Below are 17,370 nucleotides of genomic sequence, written 5' to 3'. Positions count from 1 at the left end.
GCGCCCGAACCGGAGAAGACGATGAGCCTCTATGGCGTGCAGAAGGTGATTTACGAACTCAACCGCAGCCCCGAGGCGCTGCGGCGGTTCCGGTCAGCGCCCGGCGAGTACCTGTCGGCCCACGAGCTGGATCCGCAGGAGACGCAGGCCCTGCAGCGGCCCGACATCGGTCTGCTGTACGTGCTCGGTGTCAACGGGCAGCTGCTGATGCACTTCGCCGCCGCCGCCGGCTACGACTGGAACGCTTACCTGGAAGCCATGCGCACCGGCTTGCGTGAGCATGGCCCGGTGCGCGCGGGCATCTACAAGGCGGTGGGCGAGCACCCCTAGGGCGCCTTCACCCCGCGGTCCCCGCGGGGCCGTGGTGCTCAGGCCTTGAGCCCGAGCCGGCGGGCCAGCTTGTGCAGGTTGCTGGCGTCCAGGTCCAGCGCGCGGGCCGCGGCGGCCCAGTTGCCGCCGTGCAGCGCCAGCGCCTGCTGGATGGCCTGGCGCTGCGTGGCCGCCACCGTCTCATGCAGCGGCGCCGGCGCGGGCACCGGTGCGGCGCTGGCGCCCGGCACGGCGCGGTCCTGCGCCGGCGCGTCCCCCTCGTCGAGGTCCAGCATGTCCGGCTCCAGGGTCACGATGCCGCGGCGGTCGGCGCCCCGGCTCACCGCCTTGAGCGCCGCGCGGCTGATCACGTGCTCCAGCTCGCGCACGTTGCCAGGCCAGCGGTAGCGGCGCAGCGCGGCGTCGGCCTCGGCGGACAGGCGCAGGCTGCGCAGCCCCAGCCGGGCACGGTTGAGCTCGAGGAAGCGGCCGGCAAGCAGCAGCACGTCGTTGCCGCGTTCGCGCAGCGGCGGAATGGGAATGGGGTAGACCGAGAGGCGGTGGTAGAGGTCGGCGCGGAACGCGCCCTCGCGCACCAGCTCGCGCAACTGGCGGTTGGTGGCCGCGATCACGCGCACATTCACGCGCCGCGGGCGGTCGGTGCCCAGGCGCTGGATCTCGCCGTTCTGCAGCGTGCGCAGCAGCTTGGCCTGGATGGCCAGCGGCAGCTCGCCCACCTCGTCAAGGAACAGCGTGCCGCCATCGGCGGCCTCGAAGCGGCCCGGTCGCTCGCTCATCGCGCCCGAGAAGGCGCCCTTGGCGTGGCCGAACAGCTCGCTCTCGGCCAGCGACTCGGGCAAGGCCGCGCAGTTGACGTGCACCAGCGGCTTGCCGGCGCGGCGCGACAGCTGGTGCAGGCGGTGCGCGAACAGTTCCTTGCCGACGCCGGTCTCGCCCAGCAGCAGCGCGGGCAGTTCGGAATCGGCCACCACCTGCAGTTCGTGCAGCAGGTGCACGATGGCCTCGCTCTGGCCGACGATGTCGCTGTCCTCGCGCGGGTGGGCGCGCGCACCGGACGGCGCCGGCCAGCCCGCCGTGCGCAGGGCGCGGACCTCGACCTCCAGCCGCGTGAGCCGCACCGCCGCTTCGATCGCGCTGGCGAGCTGTTCCAGATCGCGCTGGGCCTGGGCGTCGAAGCGGCCGATGTCCAAGGCGTCCAGCGTCACCACGCCCCAGCGCTCCCCCTCCACGTCCAGCGCCATGCCCATGCAGTCGTGCACCGGCAGGGGCTGGCCGGGGTGGCCATCGACCAGGCCATCGTAGGGATCGGGCAGCGCGCTGTCGTGGGGAAAGCGGGTGGCGCCGCGCCGCGCGAGGATGGCCGCCAGCCGGGGGTGGTCTTTCACCGCGAAGCGCCGGCCCAGCGCGTCGCTGGCCAGGCCGTCCACCGCCAGGGGCCGCAGGTGCTCCTGCTCGAGCCGCAGCAGCGCCACCGCCCCGCAGGCGAAGTGCGCGCGCAGGCTGCCCACCAGGCGCTGCAGCCGCACCGCGGCCGGCAGCTCGGCCACCAGGTCGGTCAGCAGCAGCAGTTGCGTCGTGTCGATGGTCATTCGTACCCCATGCGGTGATTTGTACCGTGGCGCGCCCAGGGTGGATTTGACCCTGGTCAATCCAAGCCTTTGATTGGCAAGGGAATTTTTTTGGCACGCGGATCGCATATCGCCCGGCGACCCATTCACCAAGGAGCAAGCATGGACCTGATGGACCAATCCCTGGGCCAGTTGGCCCGGCGCATTCCCGGCGCCACCCGCGTGTTCGACGCGCACCGGTTCGACTTCTGCTGCGCGGGCAACCGCACGCTGCGCACGGCGGCCACGGCCGCCGGCGTCGACGGCGAGGCCATCGCGGCCGAGCTGCTGGCGCTGCAGGCGCGCGAGGCACCGTCCGAGGCGTTTGATTGGAGCCGCGCCACCGACACCGAACTGGTGGACCACGTCCTGGCGCGCTACCACGCGGTGCACCGCGAGCAGCTGCCCGAGCTGATCCGCCTGGCGCGCCGCGTGGAGCAGGTGCACGGCGATCGCGAGGACTGCCCGCAGGGCCTGGCCGGCCACCTCATGGTCATGGCGCAGGAACTGGAAAGCCACATGCGCAAGGAAGAGCTGGTGCTGTTCCCCCTGATCGCTCGCGGCCACGGTGCGCTGACCGGCATGCCCATCGGCGTGATGCGCGGCGAGCACGAGGAACACGGCGTGGCGCTGCGCCGCCTGCTCGAACTCACGCAGGACTTCACGCCGCCGCGCGGCGCCTGCACCACCTGGCGCGCGCTCTACACCGGCCTGCGCGCTTTCCGCGACGACCTGATCGCGCACATCCACCTGGAAAACAACGTGCTGTTCGAGCGCTTCGCGCCGGCAGAAGTGCACTGACACAAGGGAGAAGCCTCATGGGCATTTACAAGAAGTACTGGTTCGCGCTGATCGGCGTGTGCATCGTGATGTTCTCGCTGCTGGGCTACTTCGGCGCCGACGTCTACCGCTCGGCGCCGCCGGTCCCCACGCAGGTGAGCACCGCCGCAGGCAAGGCCTTGTTCACACAGAAGGACATCCTGGACGGCCAGACCGCCTGGCAGTCGGTGGGTGGCATGCAGCTGGGCTCCATCTGGGGCCACGGCGCCTACCAGGCGCCGGACTGGACGGCCGACTGGCTGCACCGCGAACTCACGGCCTGGCTGGACCTGGCCGCGATGGAGCGGCATGCGCGGCCCTTCGCTCAGCTCGACGCCGCCCAGCAAGGCGCGCTGCGCGCCGAGCTGCAGGCCGAGTACCGCGCCAACCGCGCCGGCACCGACGGCGCGCTGGTGGTGAGCGAGCGCCGCGCGACGGCCATGGCGCAGACGGCGGCCTACTACGACCAGCTGTTCTCGGACGCGCCCGCGCTGGTGAAGAGCCGTGAGCGCTTTGCGATGAAGGAGAACACCCTGCCCAGCGCCGAACGGCGCCAGCAGCTCACGCACTTCTTCTTCTGGACCGCCTGGGCGGCGGCCACCGAGCGGCCGAACTCGAAGGTGACCTACACCAACAACTGGCCGCACGAGCCGCTGATCAACAACGTGCCCAGCAAGGAGAACGTGGTCTGGTCCATCGCCAGCGTGGTGATCCTGCTGGCCGGCATCGGCCTGCTGGTCTGGGCCTGGGCCTTCCTGCGCGACCACGACGGGCCGCTGCCCGCCGCGCCCGCGCGCGATCCACTGACCGCCGTCGGGCTCACGCCCTCGCAGCGCGCGCTGGGCAAGTACCTGTTCCTGGTGGTGGCGCTGTTCGTCTTCCAGGTTTTCATCGGTGGCTTCACCGCGCACTACACCGTGGAGCGCAGCTTCTACGGCATCGACCTGTCGCAGTGGTTCCCGTATTCGCTCACGCGCACCTGGCACATCCAGGCCGCGCTGTTCTGGATCGCCACCGGCTTCCTGGCCGTGGGCCTGTTCCTGGCGCCCGTCATCAACGGCGGCAAGGACCCGAAGTTCCAGAAGCTGGGCGTGGACGCGCTGTTCTGGGCGCTGGTCTTCGTCTGCGTCGGCTCCTTCGTGGGCAACTACCTGGCCATCGCGCACAAGATGCCGGCCGCGTGGAGCTTCTGGCTTGGCCACCAGGGCTACGAGTACGTGGACCTGGGACGGATCTGGCAGATCCTCAAGTGGGCCGGCATTCTGCTGTGGTTGGTGCTGATGCTGCGCGGCGTGCTGCCCGCACTGTTCGCCCGCAACGGCGAGGACAAGAACCTGCTGGCCCTGCTCACCGCCTCGGTCGGCGCCATCGGCCTGTTTTACGGTGCCGGCCTGTTCTACGGCGAGCGCACCCACTTGTCGGTGATGGAGTACTGGCGCTGGTGGGTGGTGCACCTGTGGGTGGAGGGTTTCTTCGAGGTGTTCGCCACCACGGCGCTGGCCTTCGTGTTCTCCAGCATGGGCCTGGTGTCGCGCCGCATGGCCACCACGGCCAGCCTGGCCTCGGCCTCGCTGTTCCTGCTGGGCGGCATCCCGGGCACCTTCCACCACCTGTACTTCGCGGGCACCACCACGCCGGTGATGGCCGTGGGCGCCTCGTTCAGCGCGCTGGAGGTGGTGCCGCTGATCGTGCTGGGCCACGAGGCCTTCGAGAACTGGCGCCTGAAAACGCGCGCGCCCTGGATGGAGGGCCTGAAGTGGCCGCTGCTGTGCTTCGTCGCCGTGGCCTTCTGGAACATGCTGGGCGCGGGCGTCTTTGGCTTCATGATCAACCCGCCGATCTCGCTGTACTACATCCAGGGCCTGAACACCACGCCCGTGCACGCGCACGCCGCCCTGTTCGGTGTCTACGGCTTCCTGGCGCTGGGCTTCACGCTGATGGTGCTGCGCTACCTGCGGCCCGCCTTCGTGTTCAGCGAGCCGCTGATGAAGGCTGGCTTCTGGGGCCTGAACGGGGGCCTGGTGCTGATGATCTTCACCAGCCTGCTGCCGATCGGCTTCATCCAGTTCATGGCCAGCGTGGGCGAGGGCCTGTGGTACGCCCGCAGCGAGGCCTTCATGCAGCAGCCGCTGCTGCAGACGCTGCGCTGGGTGCGCACCTTCGGCGACCTGGTGTTCATCGGCGGCGCCGTGTCGGTGGCACTGCAGGTGGTGCTGGGGCTGATGGGCGGCGCCGGCGCGCCGGCCCGGCCGGGGCCGCGGCTGAGCGAAGCGCGCGGTTGAACGGCGGCTGAGGCGCCGCCTCAGCCGAGCAGGCGGTACAGGTGCGAACGGGAAATGCCCAGCGCCCTGGCCGCCTTCTGCTTGTTGCCGCCCAGGTCCTCGACCGCTTGGCGCGCCGCCCTTTGCATCACCTGGGCCATGGTCGGCTGACTGTCGGCCAGCACCGCCCTGGCCAAGGCCGGGGCCTGGGCGCGCGCCGGGCGGCCCGCGCCGTGGCGCTCGAAGTGGCGCCGCTCCAGCGCCTGACCGGCCGAGAAGACCAGGGCCTCCTCGATGCGCTGGCGCAGCTGCCGCACGTTGCCGGGCCAGGCCTGCTGCGCCAGGAAGGGCGCGAGCTCGGCGTGCAGCTCCGGCACCTCCCAGCGGTTGCGGGCGCAGAACTGCTGCACGAAGCGGGTCAGCAGCTCGGGGATGTCCTCCAGCCGCTCGGACAGGCTGGGCACGTGCAGGGTCACGCCGGCCAGCCGGTAGAACAGGTCCAGGCGGAAGCGCCCGGCCGCGACCAGTTCGTCCATCTTGTGGTGGGTGGCGGCCACCAGCCGGAAGTCGACCTTGCGTGAGCGGTGTGCCCCCAGGCGCTCGACCTGGTGGTCCTCCAGCACCCGCAGCAGCTTGACCTGGATGTCGGCCGGGATGTCGCCCACCTCGTCGAGGAACACTGTGCTGCGGTCGGCCAGCTCGAACTTGCCGATGCGCCCCTGCTTGTGGCCGCCGGTGAAGCTGCCCGGGGCGTAACCGAACAGCTCCGACTCCAGCAGGCTCGCGGGCAAGGCAGCCAGGTTGAGCGAGACCAGCTGCTGCTCGCGCCGCGGGCTGAGGTCGTGCAGGGCCTGGGCCACCAGCTCCTTGCCGACGCCGCTCTCGCCCAGGATCAGCACCGGCACGTCGAGCTCGGCGACCAGGCGGATCTCCTTCTTCAGCGCCTGCATGGGCGCGCTGTGGCCGACCAGGCGCGCCAGCGATTCGGGCTCGGGCGCGATCACGCCCAGGGTGCGCTGGTAGCGCGCCACCTCGCTCTGCAGGCGCGAGACCTCGCGGTACATGCGCTGCACCACCTCCGGCCCCTTGAACAGCGTACGGCCCACCACGCCCACGACCGCCCCGTCCGCGTGGATGGGGATGCGGCTGACGATGCGCGTGGCCACGCCGTCGGCCGAGTAGGGGTGGCCGATCTCGGCGATGCCGGAGGACACCACCTCGGCCATGCGCGAGTTCGGGATGACCTCGTTGGCCGGCCGCCCCAGGGCCTCGCCCGGGCGCAGGCCCAGCCAGCGCTCGTGGGTCGGGCTGATGTAGCACAGGCGCCCGGCGCGGTCGACGACCGAGATGGCGTCGTGCGGACTGGCCAGAAAATGGCCCAGCACGGCGGTGGCGAAGGGCACCGTGGCCAGGAAGCGCGTCAGGGCGTCGTCGTCCTCCCCCACGGGCCGGATCAGCATCAGCTGCGCCGGGCCCACGGTCCAGGCCATGACGACCAGGGGCGTGGGCTCGGCCTCCACGGCGAACAGGCCCGAGGCCAGGCCGCGCCGCAGCCAGCGCTCCAGCGCCGGCAGCACCTGCTGCCGCACGGCGGCCAGGCGCGCGCTGCCGTGCGCCTGCTCCTGGCCGCCGCGCGCGTCGCGCCACCAGATGCCCAGGGATTCGGTCTCGCTCACAGCGTTCTCAGGAGGGACACTTTTTTGATCTGTCTTCATAAGGGACACCAAAATGTCTTCAATGAATACACATTCTAGGCAAACCCCCCCGATTCCCGGCGCCCAGGGCCTGGCACAGGCTTTGCAAAAAGGGTCCGGCCCGCGCCCGTCGGGCGAGCGGGCCCGGCCCGCCCCACCACAAACACAGGAGACGCAATGACCCTCTCGCGCAGACAGCTTTGCATCGCATCCCTGCTGCTGGCGGCCATGGGCCCCGCGGCGGCCCAGGACTTCCCGGCTCGGCCCATCACCCTGGTCGTGCCCTACACCACCGGTCCCACGGACGCGCAGTACCGCAAGCTGGCCGAACTGGCCTCGCGCTCGCTGGGGCAGCCCGTCGTGATCGAGAACAAGCCGGGCGGCAACGGCACCATCGGCCCGATCCAGATGGCCCGCCTGGCCAAGCCCGACGGCTACACCATCGCCGCCAGCACGGTGTCGCTGCTGCGCCAGCCCCATGTGCAGAACGTGGACTGGGACCCGCTCAAGGAATTCAGCTGGATCATCGGCCTGGGCGGCTACACCTTCGCCGTCGCGGTGCGCGAGGACTCGCCCTTCAAGACCCTGAAGGACATGATCGCCTGGGCCAAGGCCAATCCCGGCCAACTGACCTATGGCACGCCGGGCCCGGGCTCGTCGCTGCACCTGCTGATGGAGGCCCTGGCCCACCAGGCCGGCTTCAAGGCCATTCACGTACCCTTCAAAGGCGGCGGCGAAACCACCACCGCCATGCTGGGCGGCCATGTCATGGTCACGCTCAACAACGTGGGCAGCGTGATCGCGCAGGCCGAGGCGCGCAAGGTCCGCATCCTCAACATCTTCGACGCCGAGCGCCTGTCGCGCCTGCCCGAGGTGCCCACCGCGAAGGAGCTGGGCCACGACATCGTCTATTCCTCGCCCTATGGCCTGGTGGGCCCGCGCAACCTGCCGCCGGCGGTGGTCAAGCGCCTGCACGACGCCTTCAAGGCGGCGATGGAAAGCCCCGAGAACAAGGCCCTGCTGGACACCCTGTACCAGGTCGCCTGGTACCGATCTTCCGAGCAATACGCGAAATGGGCCAGCGAGGCCTACCTGCAAGAGCGCGACTTCGTCGAGCGCGCCGGCCTGCTGGCCAAGAAGCCCTGAGGCGCGCGCGAATCCCATGAACCGAGCCGTGACCATCGTCGGCGCCGCCGGCATCCCCTGCGGCCGGGTGCAGACCGCGCCCGGCCTGGACCGGCAGGTGCTGGAGCACGAGGTGCTGGCCGGCTGCGTGCTGGACGCGGTCGCCCAGGCCGGCGTGGACAAGGCGTCCATCGACGCCATGGTGTTCTGCCACCCGCGCCCCTACACCCAGCAGCTGTACTTCGGCACCTTCATGGCCAACTACCTGCGCCTGCCGAGCAACGGCGTGGTGATGGAGGTGGTGGGCAATGGCATGACCGGCGGGCTGGCCTTCGACCAGGCGGCGCAGATGATCGCCAGCGGGCGCGCCGAGGTGGCGCTGGCGCTGGGCGTGAACTTCGAGACGGCCATCGGCAGCGCCGAGCACATGAACCGCTCGATGCGCGCCACCGGCGACGTGGCCTTCCACACGCCCTTCGGCTTCACGCCGATCTCGTGGTACGCCATGGACGCGATGCGCTACATGCACGAGACCGGCGCCACGCGCGCCGAGATCGCCAGCGTGGCGGTGAAGAACCGGCGCCACGCAGCGCTCAACCCGCTGGCGCAGTACCGCGATCCGGTGACCTTGGACGAAGTGCTCGCGCAGCGCCCCATCGTCGAGCCCTTCGGCCTGTTCGAGGTACCACCACGCTCCGACGGCGCGGCCTGCATCGTGCTGGCCAGCGAGGACGCGGCGCGCGCCCTGGGCCGCCCGCATGCTCGCGTGATCGGGCGCGGCTTCCACCACGAGGGCGCGCACCAGATCTCCGAAGTGCCGTCCGACATGATCGCCTTCAACGCCGCGGTGCGCGCGGGCGCACAGGCCTACCAGGCCGCGGGCCTGCAGCCCGCCGACGTGGACGTGGCCGAGCTGTATGCGCCCTGCACCATCGTCGAGGTGCTGGTGAGCGAGGCCCTGGGCCTCACGCCGCGCGGGCGCGGCGCCGCGCAGGCGGCGGCCGGCGAGACCTCGCTGGGCGGGCGTTTGCCCATCTGCACCTCGGGCGGCCTGCTCGCGCGCGGCCACCCGCCCTTCATCACGCCGCTGTACTCCTACATCGAGGTCTTCGAGCAGCTCACGCGCCGCGCCGGTGAGCGCCAGGTGGCCGATGCGCACATCGCGATGGCGGCCTGCGAGCTCGGCAACTACAACGCTGCGCTGGTGCATCTTTTGGAGGCTGCAGCATGAATACGAATCCCATGCCGCGCCTGCCCATGACCGGCTCGCGCCCCTTCCCCCCCGCGCAGTCGGCCTTCACCCAGCGCTTCTGGCAAGCCCTGGACCAAGGGCAGTTCCTCGCCACGCACTGCCCGCACTGCGAGCGCCTGGCCTTCCCGCCCAAGCCCTTCTGCCCGCACTGCTGGCAGCGTGGCGTGGAGTGGCGCGCCATCGCGCCGCGTGGCGTGCTGTATTCGGCCACCACCATCTACGCCGCGCCCAAGGTCTTCGGTGCCGAGGCGCCCTACCAGGTCGCCATCGTCGACCTGCACGCCGGCCTGCGCATCGCCACGCGCCTGGTGGGCGACACCCCCACGGCCCAGGCCCTGGACCGCGAGGTGGAACTGGTCGTGCTGGCCTATGAGGACGGCCCGCTGTTCGCGGCCCGATTGTCCGACTCCCCCTGACACGCAAGCACCATGCCCTCTGCACCCCGGCCCCTCTACGCGCCGCACGAACTGCGGCGCCTGATCGCTCCGCGCAGCATCGCCATCGTGGGCGCCAGCGCCAAACCCGGCGCCTTCTCCGGCCGCACGCTGGAAAACCTGGCCCACTACGCGGGCGAGATCCACCTGGTCAACCCGCGCTATGAGCAACTCGATGGCCGGCCCTGCCACGCCAGCCTGAGTGCCCTGCCCTCGGTGCCCGACTGCGTGGTCATCGCCGTGCCCTGGCAAGCCGCGCTCGAGGCCGTGCGCGAAGCGGCCGCGGTCGGTGCCGGCGGTGCCATCGTGTACGCCTCCGGCTTCAGCGAAACCGGCCTGCCCGAGCGCATCGCGCTTCAGAGCGCCATGAGCGAGATCGCGCGCGACAGCGGTCTGCGCATCCTGGGCCCCAACTGCCTGGGCATGGCCAACAACGCACTGGGCGCGGGCCTCTTGTTCCAGATGGGCTACGCGCAACTGCCCCGGCCCCGGGGCCGCGTGGGCCTGGTCAGCCAGTCGGGCGCGCTGGGCTACGCCCTGCAGCAAGGCGCCCAGCACGGCATGGCCTATTCCCACCTGCTGACGGCGGGCAACTCCTGCGACGTCGATGCGCTGGACCTCGCCCACTACCTGGTGCAGGACCCCGACTGCCGCAGCGTGGCCTGCGTGTTCGAGGCCGCGGGCGATGCCGATCGGCTGCAGGCCCTGGCCGAAGCAGCGCGTGAAGCCGCCAAGCCGGTGGTCGTCTACAAGACCGCCGTGGGCGAGGCGGCGGCCGCCGCCGCGCAGTCGCACACCGGCAGCCTGGCGGGCTCGGCTCAGGCCTTCGAGGCCGCGATGCGCCGTGGCGGCTTCGTGCGCGCGCACTCGCTCGCCGAACTCACGGAAATGGCGGACTTCCTGGCCAAGGCGCCAGCGCCACGGGCCAGCGGCGTGGCCGTGATGGCCACCTCGGGCGGCGCGGCCATCATGTGCGCCGACGCCAGCGCCAACCATGGCCTGACGCTGCCGCAGCCGCACGCCGAGGCGCAGGCCGTGCTGGATGCCACCGTGCCGGAGTTCGGCTCCGCGCACAACCCTTGCGACATCACCGGCCAGGTGCTCAACAACCCCGAGGCCTTCGAGGCCTGCGCGCGCGCCATGCTGCACGACGACCACTACGGCGCCCTGGTGCTGCCGCAGGTCACGGCCGGCCAGCGCATGGCCGATCAGCGCAGCCCGGTGGTGTCGGCGCTGGCGCGCGAGGCCGGCAAGCCCGTGTGCATCGTCTGGCTGCCCGACTGGCTGGAAGGCCCGGGCGCCGCCACCTACCAGGGCGACGAACACATCGGCTTCTTCCGCGACACCGAGCGCTGCTTCCGCGCGCTGGCTGCCTGGCAGGACTGGCACCGCTGGCACGCCGCCTCGGCATCGCCCACGCGCACCGCAGCCACGGCACACGAACCCGTGCGCGAACAGGCGCTGAGCCTGCTGCGCCAGCAACCGATGGTGGTCACCGAGCAGGCGGCGAAGCAGGTGGTCGCGCTCTATGGGCTGCCCGTGGTGGCCGAGCGCGCGGCGGCCGACGCGCAAGAGGCCGAGGCCCTGGCGCGCGAGATGCCGCTGCCGCTGGTGCTGAAGTACGACGCGCCCGGCATCGCGCACAAGACCGAGCTGGGCCTGGTGCGCGTGGGCCTGGACAGCGCCGAGGCGGTGGCGCAGGCTGCCGCGCAGATGCTGGCCTCGCTGCGCGAGCGCTCGCCCGGCGCGGCGCCCGGCCGCTTTCTGCTGCAGCCCATGGAGCGCGGCGACTTCGAACTCGTGCTCGGCATGAAGCGCGACCCGGTGTTCGGCCCGCTGGTGATGGTGGGCCTGGGCGGCGTGCTGATCGAACTGTTCGGCGACGTCGCGACCGAGCTGGCGCCGCTGAGCCCGGCGCAGGCCGCCTCCATGCTTCAACGGCTCAAGGTCTACCCGCTGCTCAAGGGCTACCGCAACAAACCCGGCGTGGACCTGGACGCACTGGCCGATCTGGTGGCGTGCTTCTCGCGCCTGTGCCTGGACCTCGGCGACGAGGTCGAGGAAATCGACCTCAACCCGGTGATGGCCCGTGGCGATCGCTTCGTGGCCGTGGACGCGCTCATCGTGCGCCGCCCGGCCGAAGCGCCCGCCGCCCAGTGACGACGACAAGGAGACAGACCATGGGATGGTTCTTCGAAGACTTCGACCCGCAGGGCGAGCCCGTTCTGACACCCGAACGCACCATCAGCGAGGCCGACGTGATGGCCTTCGCCGAGCTGTCGGAAGACAACAACCCCCTGCACACCGATGCCGAGTACGCCGCCCGCACGCCCATGGGGCAGCGCGTGGCGCACGGCCTGCTGGTGCTGTCGGCGGCCACCGGCCTGTCGGCCCAGGCCGGCCAGATGCAGGGCACGGCCCTGGCCTTCCTGGGCATGGAGGAATGGAAGTTCCTGGCCCCGGTGTTCTTTGGCGACCGCATCCGCCTGCGCTGGCGTGTGGCCGACAAACGACTGGCCTCCAGCGGCAAGGCCGGCGTGGTGCGCCGCCACATGGAAATCCTCAACCAGCGCGACGAGGTGGTTCAGTCCGGCCTCTTCGCCACCCTGGTGCGCACGCGCGCCTGATCCCCCAATTCCTGGAGACCTTCGCCATGGCACGACAAGACTGGAACACCTTCGGCTTCACCGAGCAGCAAAACATGATCCGCGACTCGGTGCTGGACCTGCTGGAGTCCAAGCTGCCCGCGGAAAAGATCCGCGAACTCGATCGCGCGGGTGAGTTCCCGCTGGATGCCTACCAGGCCCTGGCCGACGCCGGCTGGATGAGCCTGCCCTTCAGCGAGGCCGACGGCGGCTCGGGCGGTTCGCACAAGGACCTCGCCGTGCTGGTGGAGGCCATGGCCTACCACTACGCCAGCGTGGCCACGGCCTACCTCACCACCGCCATCTACGCGGGCCAGCACATCGCCCTGCACGGCAGCGAACACCTCAAGAGCAGCTACCTGCCGGGGATCATGGACGGCAGCATCCGCATGGCGATCGCGCTGACCGAGCCCGGCGCGGGTTCCGACGCGGCGGCCATCACCACCAAGGCCGAACGCCGTGGCGACCGCTTCGTGGTCAATGGCCAGAAGCTCTACATCACCTGCGCGCACGTGTCGCAGTACCTGGTCACGGCGGTGCGCACCGGGCCGGCCGGCGACCCGGCCTACGCCGGACACAAGGGCATCAGCATGCTGCTGATCCCCACCGACGCACCCGGCGTCACGGTGCGCATGCTCGACACCCTGGGTCGGCGCAGCACCCGCGCCAACGAGGTCTTCTTCGACAACGTGGAGGTGCCGGCCGAGAACCTCATCGGCCCCGAGAACAAGGGCTGGCGCGGCCTGATGAAGTGCCTGAACATGGAGCGGCTGTGCCTGGCCGCCGCGGGCGCTGGCAACACGCAGCACGTGGTCGACTACGCCAAGGACTACGCCACGCAGCGCGTGCAGTTCGGCCAGCCCATCACCCGCTTCCAGGCCGTGGCGCACAAGTTCGCCGACATGCGCATCAAGGCCGAGACCACGCGCCTGCTCACCTTCCGCGTGGCCGAGATGCTGGACGCCGGTGTCGAGCCGCGCATCGAGACCGCGATGGCCAAGGTGGTGTCCACCGACAACGACTTCGACTGCGCCAACCTCGGCATGCAGATCATGGGCGGCGCGGGCTACATGATGGAACACGACATGCAGCGCTTCTTCCGCGACTCGCGCATCGGCCCCGTGGGCGGCGGTGCCAATGAGATCCAGCGCAACATCATCGCCCAGCTCATGGGCCTGTGAAGCCAGGGAGCAGCAGCATGGAAATCATCGAATGTGATGTCTTGGTCGCGGGCTCCGGTGCCGCCGGCCTCACCGCCGCCTTCACCGCCGCCGACAGCGGCCTGGATGTCCTCGTCGTGGAGAAGGAAGCCTTCTTCGGCGGCACCACTGCCTACTCGGCGGGCGTGATCTGGATCCCCGGCAACCGCCTGGCCCGCGAGTCGGGCCTGAAGGACTCGCCGCAGGACGCGCTCACCTACATGAAGGAAGAGGCTGGCGAGTTCTTCGACGAGGCCAAGGCACGCGCCTTCGTCGAACAGGCCCCGCGCATGCTCGACCACATGCTGGCGCGCAGCCACGTGCGCTACCAGCTGATCCCGAACTGGGCCGACTACCACCCCCTGCGCCCCGGCGCCTCCAGCGGCGGGCGTTCGCTGCTGCCCGAGCCTTTCGACGGCCGCCGCCTGGGCGAGCGCTTCCGCGAACTGCGCGTGCCCATCGCCACCATGATGCTGTTCGGCGGCATGTCGGTCTCGCGCGCGGACATCCCGCACCTGTTCAATGCCACGCGCTCGCCGCGCTCGGGCCTGCACGTGCTGCGCATGCTGGCCCGCTACGCCCGCGATCGCCTGAGCTGGTCACGCGGCACGGCGATCGCCAATGGCAACGCGCTGGTGGCGCGCCTGGCGCTGTCGCTGTTCGAGAAGAACGTGCCGCTGTGGACGAACACGCCGCTGATCCGCCTGACCGAGCGCGACGGCCGCATCACCGGCGGGCTGGTGCGCCGCAACGGCCGCGCCGTGGAGATCGTCGCGCGCCGGGGCGTGGTGCTGGCCAGCGGCGGCTTTCCGCGCCACGAGGCCTGGCGGCGCGAACGCTACCCGCACGTGGCCGCGGGCAAGAACCACGTCAGCCTGGCGCCGCCCGGCAACACCGGCGACGGCGCGCAGCTGGCGCAGGCGCACGGCGCGGGCTTCTCGCGCGGCGCGTCCAACCCCGCGGCCTGGACGCCCGTATCCCAGCTGCCCAATGGCGACGGCACGTTCACGCCCTACCCGCACTTCATCGACCGCTGCAAGCCCGGCTTCATCGCCGTGGACCGCCGAGGCCGGCGCTTCGCCAACGAGGCGGACTCGTACCACGACTTCGTGCCCGCCATGGTGAAGGCCTGCGCCGACGATGAGCGCGTCGAGTCCTTCCTGCTCTGCGACCACGCGACCATCCGCCGCTACGGCATGGGCGTGGTGCCGCCCTTTCCGATGCCGATCGGGCGCTACATCGAGCAGGGCTACCTGGTGCGCGGCGACTCCATCGCCGACCTGGCGCAGCGGCTCGGCATCGAGCCCCGCGCGCTGGAGGCCACGGTCAGCCGCTACAACGGCTTCGCGCGCGACGGCGTGGACCAAGACTTCGGCAAGGGCTCCAACGTCTACAACCACTTCGGCGGCGACCCCACGCGCCGGCCCAACCCCAACCTGGCGCCGATCGAGCACGGGCCCTTCTACGCCGTGCGCCTGGAGCCCAGCGACCTGGGCACCTTCCAGGGCCTGCGCACCGACGCGCACGCGCGCGTGCTGCACGAGGCGGACGGCGCGCCGATCGCCGGCCTGTACGCGGTCGGCAACGACATGGCCAGCGTGATGGGCGGCGCCTACCCCGGAGCCGGCATCACCATCGGCCCGGCCATGACCTTCGCCTACATCGCGGCGCAGCACCTGGCCGGCGACGCCCGTTCCTGAGCAACGCCCGTGGGCGGTGCCAGCGAAGCGCCCGGCGCGCAGTCGAAAGGCCCCGCCACCCGGTCGTTGTCGTCGCGCACGCAAGCGCGGTCCGCGTACTCGGCATAGGCGTAGTCGCCCGCGAGAAGCGCGACACCGGCCGGCCGCTCGCGCTCGCTCGGGGTGCGATCGGCCACCGCGCGCGCCATGAACTCGGTCCATACGGGCAGCGCGTGCGTGGCCCCGGTGGCCCGGCCCAGGCTGCGCGGCTGGTCGTAGCCCATCCACACCACCGTGGACACCCCCGACGAATAACCCGCGAACCAGACGTCGCGCGCCTGGTTGGAGGTGCCGGTCTTGCCCGCCACGTCGGACCGCGCCAGGCGCAGGGCGCGCCGCGCGGTGCCCTGCTGCACGACACCCCGCAGCATGCTGTCCATGATGTAGGCGTTGCGCTCGGAGACCGCCCGCACGGCGGGCGCGCGCGCGTCGGCCTCGAACAGCACCGTGCCGTCGCGCACGCTGACGCGGGTGATCAGCACGGCGGGACGCCATTCGCCCCCGCTGCCGAACACCGCGTAGGCCTGCGCCAGCCCCAGCGGAGAGACCGCACCCGCCCCCAGCGCCAGCGGCAGCGTCGGCGGATTGTGTTGCGGGTCGAAGCCGAAGCGCGCCGCGAAGTCGCGCACATGGGCCGGGCCCGCGGCCTCCATCAGGTTCACCGTAGCCACGTTGCGGGAGCGGGCCAGGGCATCGCGCACCGTCAGGAAGCCGTCGTAACGGCCGCCGTAGTTGCGCGGCGCCCAGGCCCGGCGCCCCGGCGCGGCCGGCGTCACCACGCGCTGGCGGTCTTCCACCAGCGTGCCAGGAAAGTAGCCGCGCTCCAGCGCCGCGGAATAGACAAAGGGCTTGAAGGTGGAGCCGGGCTGGCGCAGCGCCTGCAAGGCGTGGTCGTACTGGCCCAGGCGCGGATCGAAGCCCCCCGCCAGGGCCAGGATGTGCCCGTTGTCCATGTCGATGGACACCAGAGCGCCCTCCATGCGCGGCAGCTGGGCCAGGCGCCAGCCCTGCGTGGCGTCGCGCTGCACGCGGATCACCGACCCGACCTCGATGCGCCGGCCTTGGCCCGGGCCCAGCGCCAGCGCGACCAGTCGGCCGTCGCGCAGGTGGGCCCGCAGGCCCTCGGACGACACCTCGCGCACCAGGGCCGCCTGCAGCGCGCCGCTGTCGGGAAAGGCCGCCAGCGCACGGCGCAGGCCGGCTCGGTCGAAGCGCCAGGGCGCGGGCAGTCGCGCCTCGGGTCCGGCGTAGCCGCGCTGCTGCTGCGCGCTCAGCAAGCCGGTGCGCAGCGCGCGCATGGCCTCGCGTTGCAGGTCGGCGTCGATGCTGAGCACCACGTCCAGGCCGCGCGTGTAGGCCGCGTCGCCGAACCGCTCCACCACGCGCTGGCGGGCCTGCTCCACGGCATGGCCCATGTGCAGGTCGGCGAAGCGCCCGGGCGCGCGCAGCACCAGGGGCTCGGCCAGGGCCTGGTCGTGCGCGGCCTGGTCGATCCAGCCGAGCGCCAGCAGGCGCGACAGGATGTGGCGCTGCCGCACAACCGCGCGCTCGCGATTGACCACGGGGTTGTAGGCCGAAGGCGCCTTGGGCAGTCCGGCCAGCATCGCGGCCTCGGCCAAGCTCAACTCGTGCAGCCCCTTGTCGAAGTACACCGAGGCGGCGGCGGCAAACCCATAGGCGCGCTCGCCCAGGTAGACCTGGTTCATGTAGAGCTCCAGCAGGGTGTCCTTGCCGTAGCGCGTTTCGAGCTTGTAGGCCAGCAGCACCTCCATGATCTTGCGGTGGTAGGTCTTCTCCCGGCTGAGGAAGAACAGGCGCGCGACCTGCATGGTGATGGTGCTGCCGCCCTGCGCGTGCCCGCCGGCGAAGAGGTTGCGCCAGGCGGCGCGCGCCAGACCGGAGAAGTCCACGCCACGGTGCTGGTAGAAGTTCGCGTCCTCGATCGCCAACAGCGCCTCGCGCATGCGCTTGGGGATCTGCTCGATGGCCACGAGCTCGCGGCGCTCCTCGCCGAATTCGGCCAGCAGGCGGCCGTCGCGGGCGTGGATGCGCAGCGGCAACTTGGGCTGGTAGTCGGTCAGCGCTTCCACGCTGGGCAGTGCCTGCCACAGGCGGTGCAGCATGTAGGCGCCGCCGAGCGAGGCGCCGGTGAGCAGGCCCAGGCTGAGGCCGATCAGGAAACGCGTCGGCGCGCCCCTGCGCGGGGGAATGTGGGGAATGTGATGAGGCACCAGGACTCCGAGAGGTGGTCGCAGGCTCGCGTCG

At 71.1% G+C, this 17,370-nt stretch carries 13 protein-coding genes; 10 read left to right on the top strand and 3 right to left on the bottom strand.

What is annotated here, in order from left to right; translation table 11 throughout:
- Nucleotides 1–21 precede the first annotated feature (21 nt).
- A complete protein-coding gene (locus DY262_RS14540; RefSeq protein ID WP_116959816.1) occupies nucleotides 22–330 on the top strand; it encodes an aromatic ring-opening dioxygenase subunit LigA in 309 nt (102 codons plus the stop codon).
- Nucleotides 331–368: 38 nt separating this feature from the next.
- Here DY262_RS14540 and norR read toward each other — a convergent pair whose 3' ends face one another.
- Nucleotides 369–1,919 (bottom strand): nitric oxide reductase transcriptional regulator NorR, encoded by a 1,551-nt coding sequence (norR, locus tag DY262_RS14535; protein ID WP_116959814.1) that lies wholly within the window; start codon nucleotides 1,917–1,919, stop codon nucleotides 369–371.
- Between the two features lie 141 nt (nucleotides 1,920–2,060).
- Here norR and ytfE point away from each other — a divergent pair, with 141 nt between their 5' ends.
- The gene (ytfE, locus tag DY262_RS14530; protein ID WP_116959812.1) at nucleotides 2,061–2,738 is read left to right on the top strand and encodes an iron-sulfur cluster repair protein YtfE; all 678 of its coding nucleotides are present in this window, start codon (nucleotides 2,061–2,063) and stop codon (nucleotides 2,736–2,738) included.
- Nucleotides 2,739–2,755: 17 nt separating this feature from the next.
- Nucleotides 2,756–5,038, top strand: a complete 2,283-nt coding sequence (locus DY262_RS14525; protein ID WP_116959811.1) for a nitric-oxide reductase large subunit — start codon at nucleotides 2,756–2,758, stop codon at nucleotides 5,036–5,038.
- 20 nt (nucleotides 5,039–5,058) lie between these two features.
- Here the strand turns inward: DY262_RS14525 and DY262_RS14520 are convergent, their stop codons facing one another.
- Nucleotides 5,059–6,693 carry a sigma-54 interaction domain-containing protein gene (locus tag DY262_RS14520; protein ID WP_245981009.1) on the bottom strand — a complete coding sequence of 545 codons (1,635 nt, stop codon included), beginning with the start codon at nucleotides 6,691–6,693 and terminating at the stop codon, nucleotides 5,059–5,061.
- 195 nt (nucleotides 6,694–6,888) lie between these two features.
- Between DY262_RS14520 and DY262_RS14515 the strand changes: the two genes are divergently transcribed.
- The 7 genes from DY262_RS14515 to DY262_RS14485 are packed head-to-tail and all read left to right on the top strand — an operon-like array spanning nucleotide 6,889 to nucleotide 15,066.
- On the top strand, nucleotides 6,889–7,857 hold the full coding sequence (locus tag DY262_RS14515) for a Bug family tripartite tricarboxylate transporter substrate binding protein (protein WP_116959807.1): 969 nt from the start codon (nucleotides 6,889–6,891) through the stop codon (nucleotides 7,855–7,857).
- A gap of 16 nt (nucleotides 7,858–7,873) precedes the next feature.
- Nucleotides 7,874–9,067, top strand: coding sequence for a thiolase family protein (locus tag DY262_RS14510; RefSeq protein WP_116959805.1), 1,194 nt, complete (start codon nucleotides 7,874–7,876; stop codon nucleotides 9,065–9,067).
- The gene (locus DY262_RS14505) at nucleotides 9,064–9,504 is read left to right on the top strand and encodes a Zn-ribbon domain-containing OB-fold protein (protein ID WP_116959803.1); all 441 of its coding nucleotides are present in this window, start codon (nucleotides 9,064–9,066) and stop codon (nucleotides 9,502–9,504) included. Before DY262_RS14510 ends, DY262_RS14505 begins: the two co-directional genes overlap by 4 nt.
- 12 nt (nucleotides 9,505–9,516) lie before the next feature.
- Nucleotides 9,517–11,682, top strand: coding sequence for an acetate--CoA ligase family protein (locus DY262_RS14500; protein ID WP_116959801.1), 2,166 nt, complete (start codon nucleotides 9,517–9,519; stop codon nucleotides 11,680–11,682).
- 20 nt (nucleotides 11,683–11,702) lie between these two features.
- On the top strand, nucleotides 11,703–12,149 hold the full coding sequence (locus tag DY262_RS14495; RefSeq protein WP_116959799.1) for a MaoC/PaaZ C-terminal domain-containing protein: 447 nt from the start codon (nucleotides 11,703–11,705) through the stop codon (nucleotides 12,147–12,149).
- Nucleotides 12,150–12,175: 26 nt separating this feature from the next.
- Nucleotides 12,176–13,348, top strand: coding sequence for an acyl-CoA dehydrogenase family protein (locus DY262_RS14490; RefSeq protein ID WP_116959797.1), 1,173 nt, complete (start codon nucleotides 12,176–12,178; stop codon nucleotides 13,346–13,348).
- 17 nt (nucleotides 13,349–13,365) lie between these two features.
- Nucleotides 13,366–15,066 carry an FAD-dependent oxidoreductase gene (locus tag DY262_RS14485; RefSeq protein ID WP_116959794.1) on the top strand — a complete coding sequence of 567 codons (1,701 nt, stop codon included), beginning with the start codon at nucleotides 13,366–13,368 and terminating at the stop codon, nucleotides 15,064–15,066.
- Here the strand turns inward: DY262_RS14485 and DY262_RS14480 are convergent.
- Entirely contained in the window at nucleotides 15,024–17,336 is a 2,313-nt protein-coding gene (locus DY262_RS14480) for a penicillin-binding protein 1A (RefSeq protein WP_245981007.1), read from the bottom strand. The two genes, DY262_RS14485 and DY262_RS14480, sit on opposite strands and share 43 nt — an antisense overlap.
- Nucleotides 17,337–17,370: the final 34 nt, after the last annotated feature.

The organism is Hydrogenophaga borbori (genome assembly GCF_003417535.1).
GTDB classification, from domain to species: Bacteria; Pseudomonadota; Gammaproteobacteria; order Burkholderiales; family Burkholderiaceae_C; genus Hydrogenophaga; species Hydrogenophaga borbori.
The sequence above is the reverse complement of the archived record's forward strand: the minus strand, read 5'-3'. Positions and strand labels throughout refer to the sequence as shown.

Excerpts from the sequence above, each read along its gene's own strand:
- DY262_RS14485 (WP_116959794.1), top strand. The coding sequence starts at position 13,366 with ATGGAAATCATCGAATGTGATGTCTTGGTCGCGGGCTCCGGTGCCGCC.
- DY262_RS14505 (WP_116959803.1), top strand. The coding sequence starts at position 9,064 with ATGAATACGAATCCCATGCCGCGCCTGCCCATGACCGGCTCGCGCCCC.
- DY262_RS14540 (WP_116959816.1), top strand. The coding sequence starts at position 22 with ATGAGCCTCTATGGCGTGCAGAAGGTGATTTACGAACTCAACCGCAGC.
- DY262_RS14510 (WP_116959805.1), top strand. The coding sequence starts at position 7,874 with ATGAACCGAGCCGTGACCATCGTCGGCGCCGCCGGCATCCCCTGCGGC.
- DY262_RS14515 (WP_116959807.1), top strand. The coding sequence starts at position 6,889 with ATGACCCTCTCGCGCAGACAGCTTTGCATCGCATCCCTGCTGCTGGCG.
- norR (WP_116959814.1), bottom strand. The coding sequence starts at position 1,919 with ATGACCATCGACACGACGCAACTGCTGCTGCTGACCGACCTGGTGGCC.
- DY262_RS14500 (WP_116959801.1), top strand. The coding sequence starts at position 9,517 with ATGCCCTCTGCACCCCGGCCCCTCTACGCGCCGCACGAACTGCGGCGC.
- ytfE (WP_116959812.1), top strand. The coding sequence starts at position 2,061 with ATGGACCTGATGGACCAATCCCTGGGCCAGTTGGCCCGGCGCATTCCC.
- DY262_RS14490 (WP_116959797.1), top strand. The coding sequence starts at position 12,176 with ATGGCACGACAAGACTGGAACACCTTCGGCTTCACCGAGCAGCAAAAC.
- DY262_RS14525 (WP_116959811.1), top strand. The coding sequence starts at position 2,756 with ATGGGCATTTACAAGAAGTACTGGTTCGCGCTGATCGGCGTGTGCATC.
- DY262_RS14495 (WP_116959799.1), top strand. The coding sequence starts at position 11,703 with ATGGGATGGTTCTTCGAAGACTTCGACCCGCAGGGCGAGCCCGTTCTG.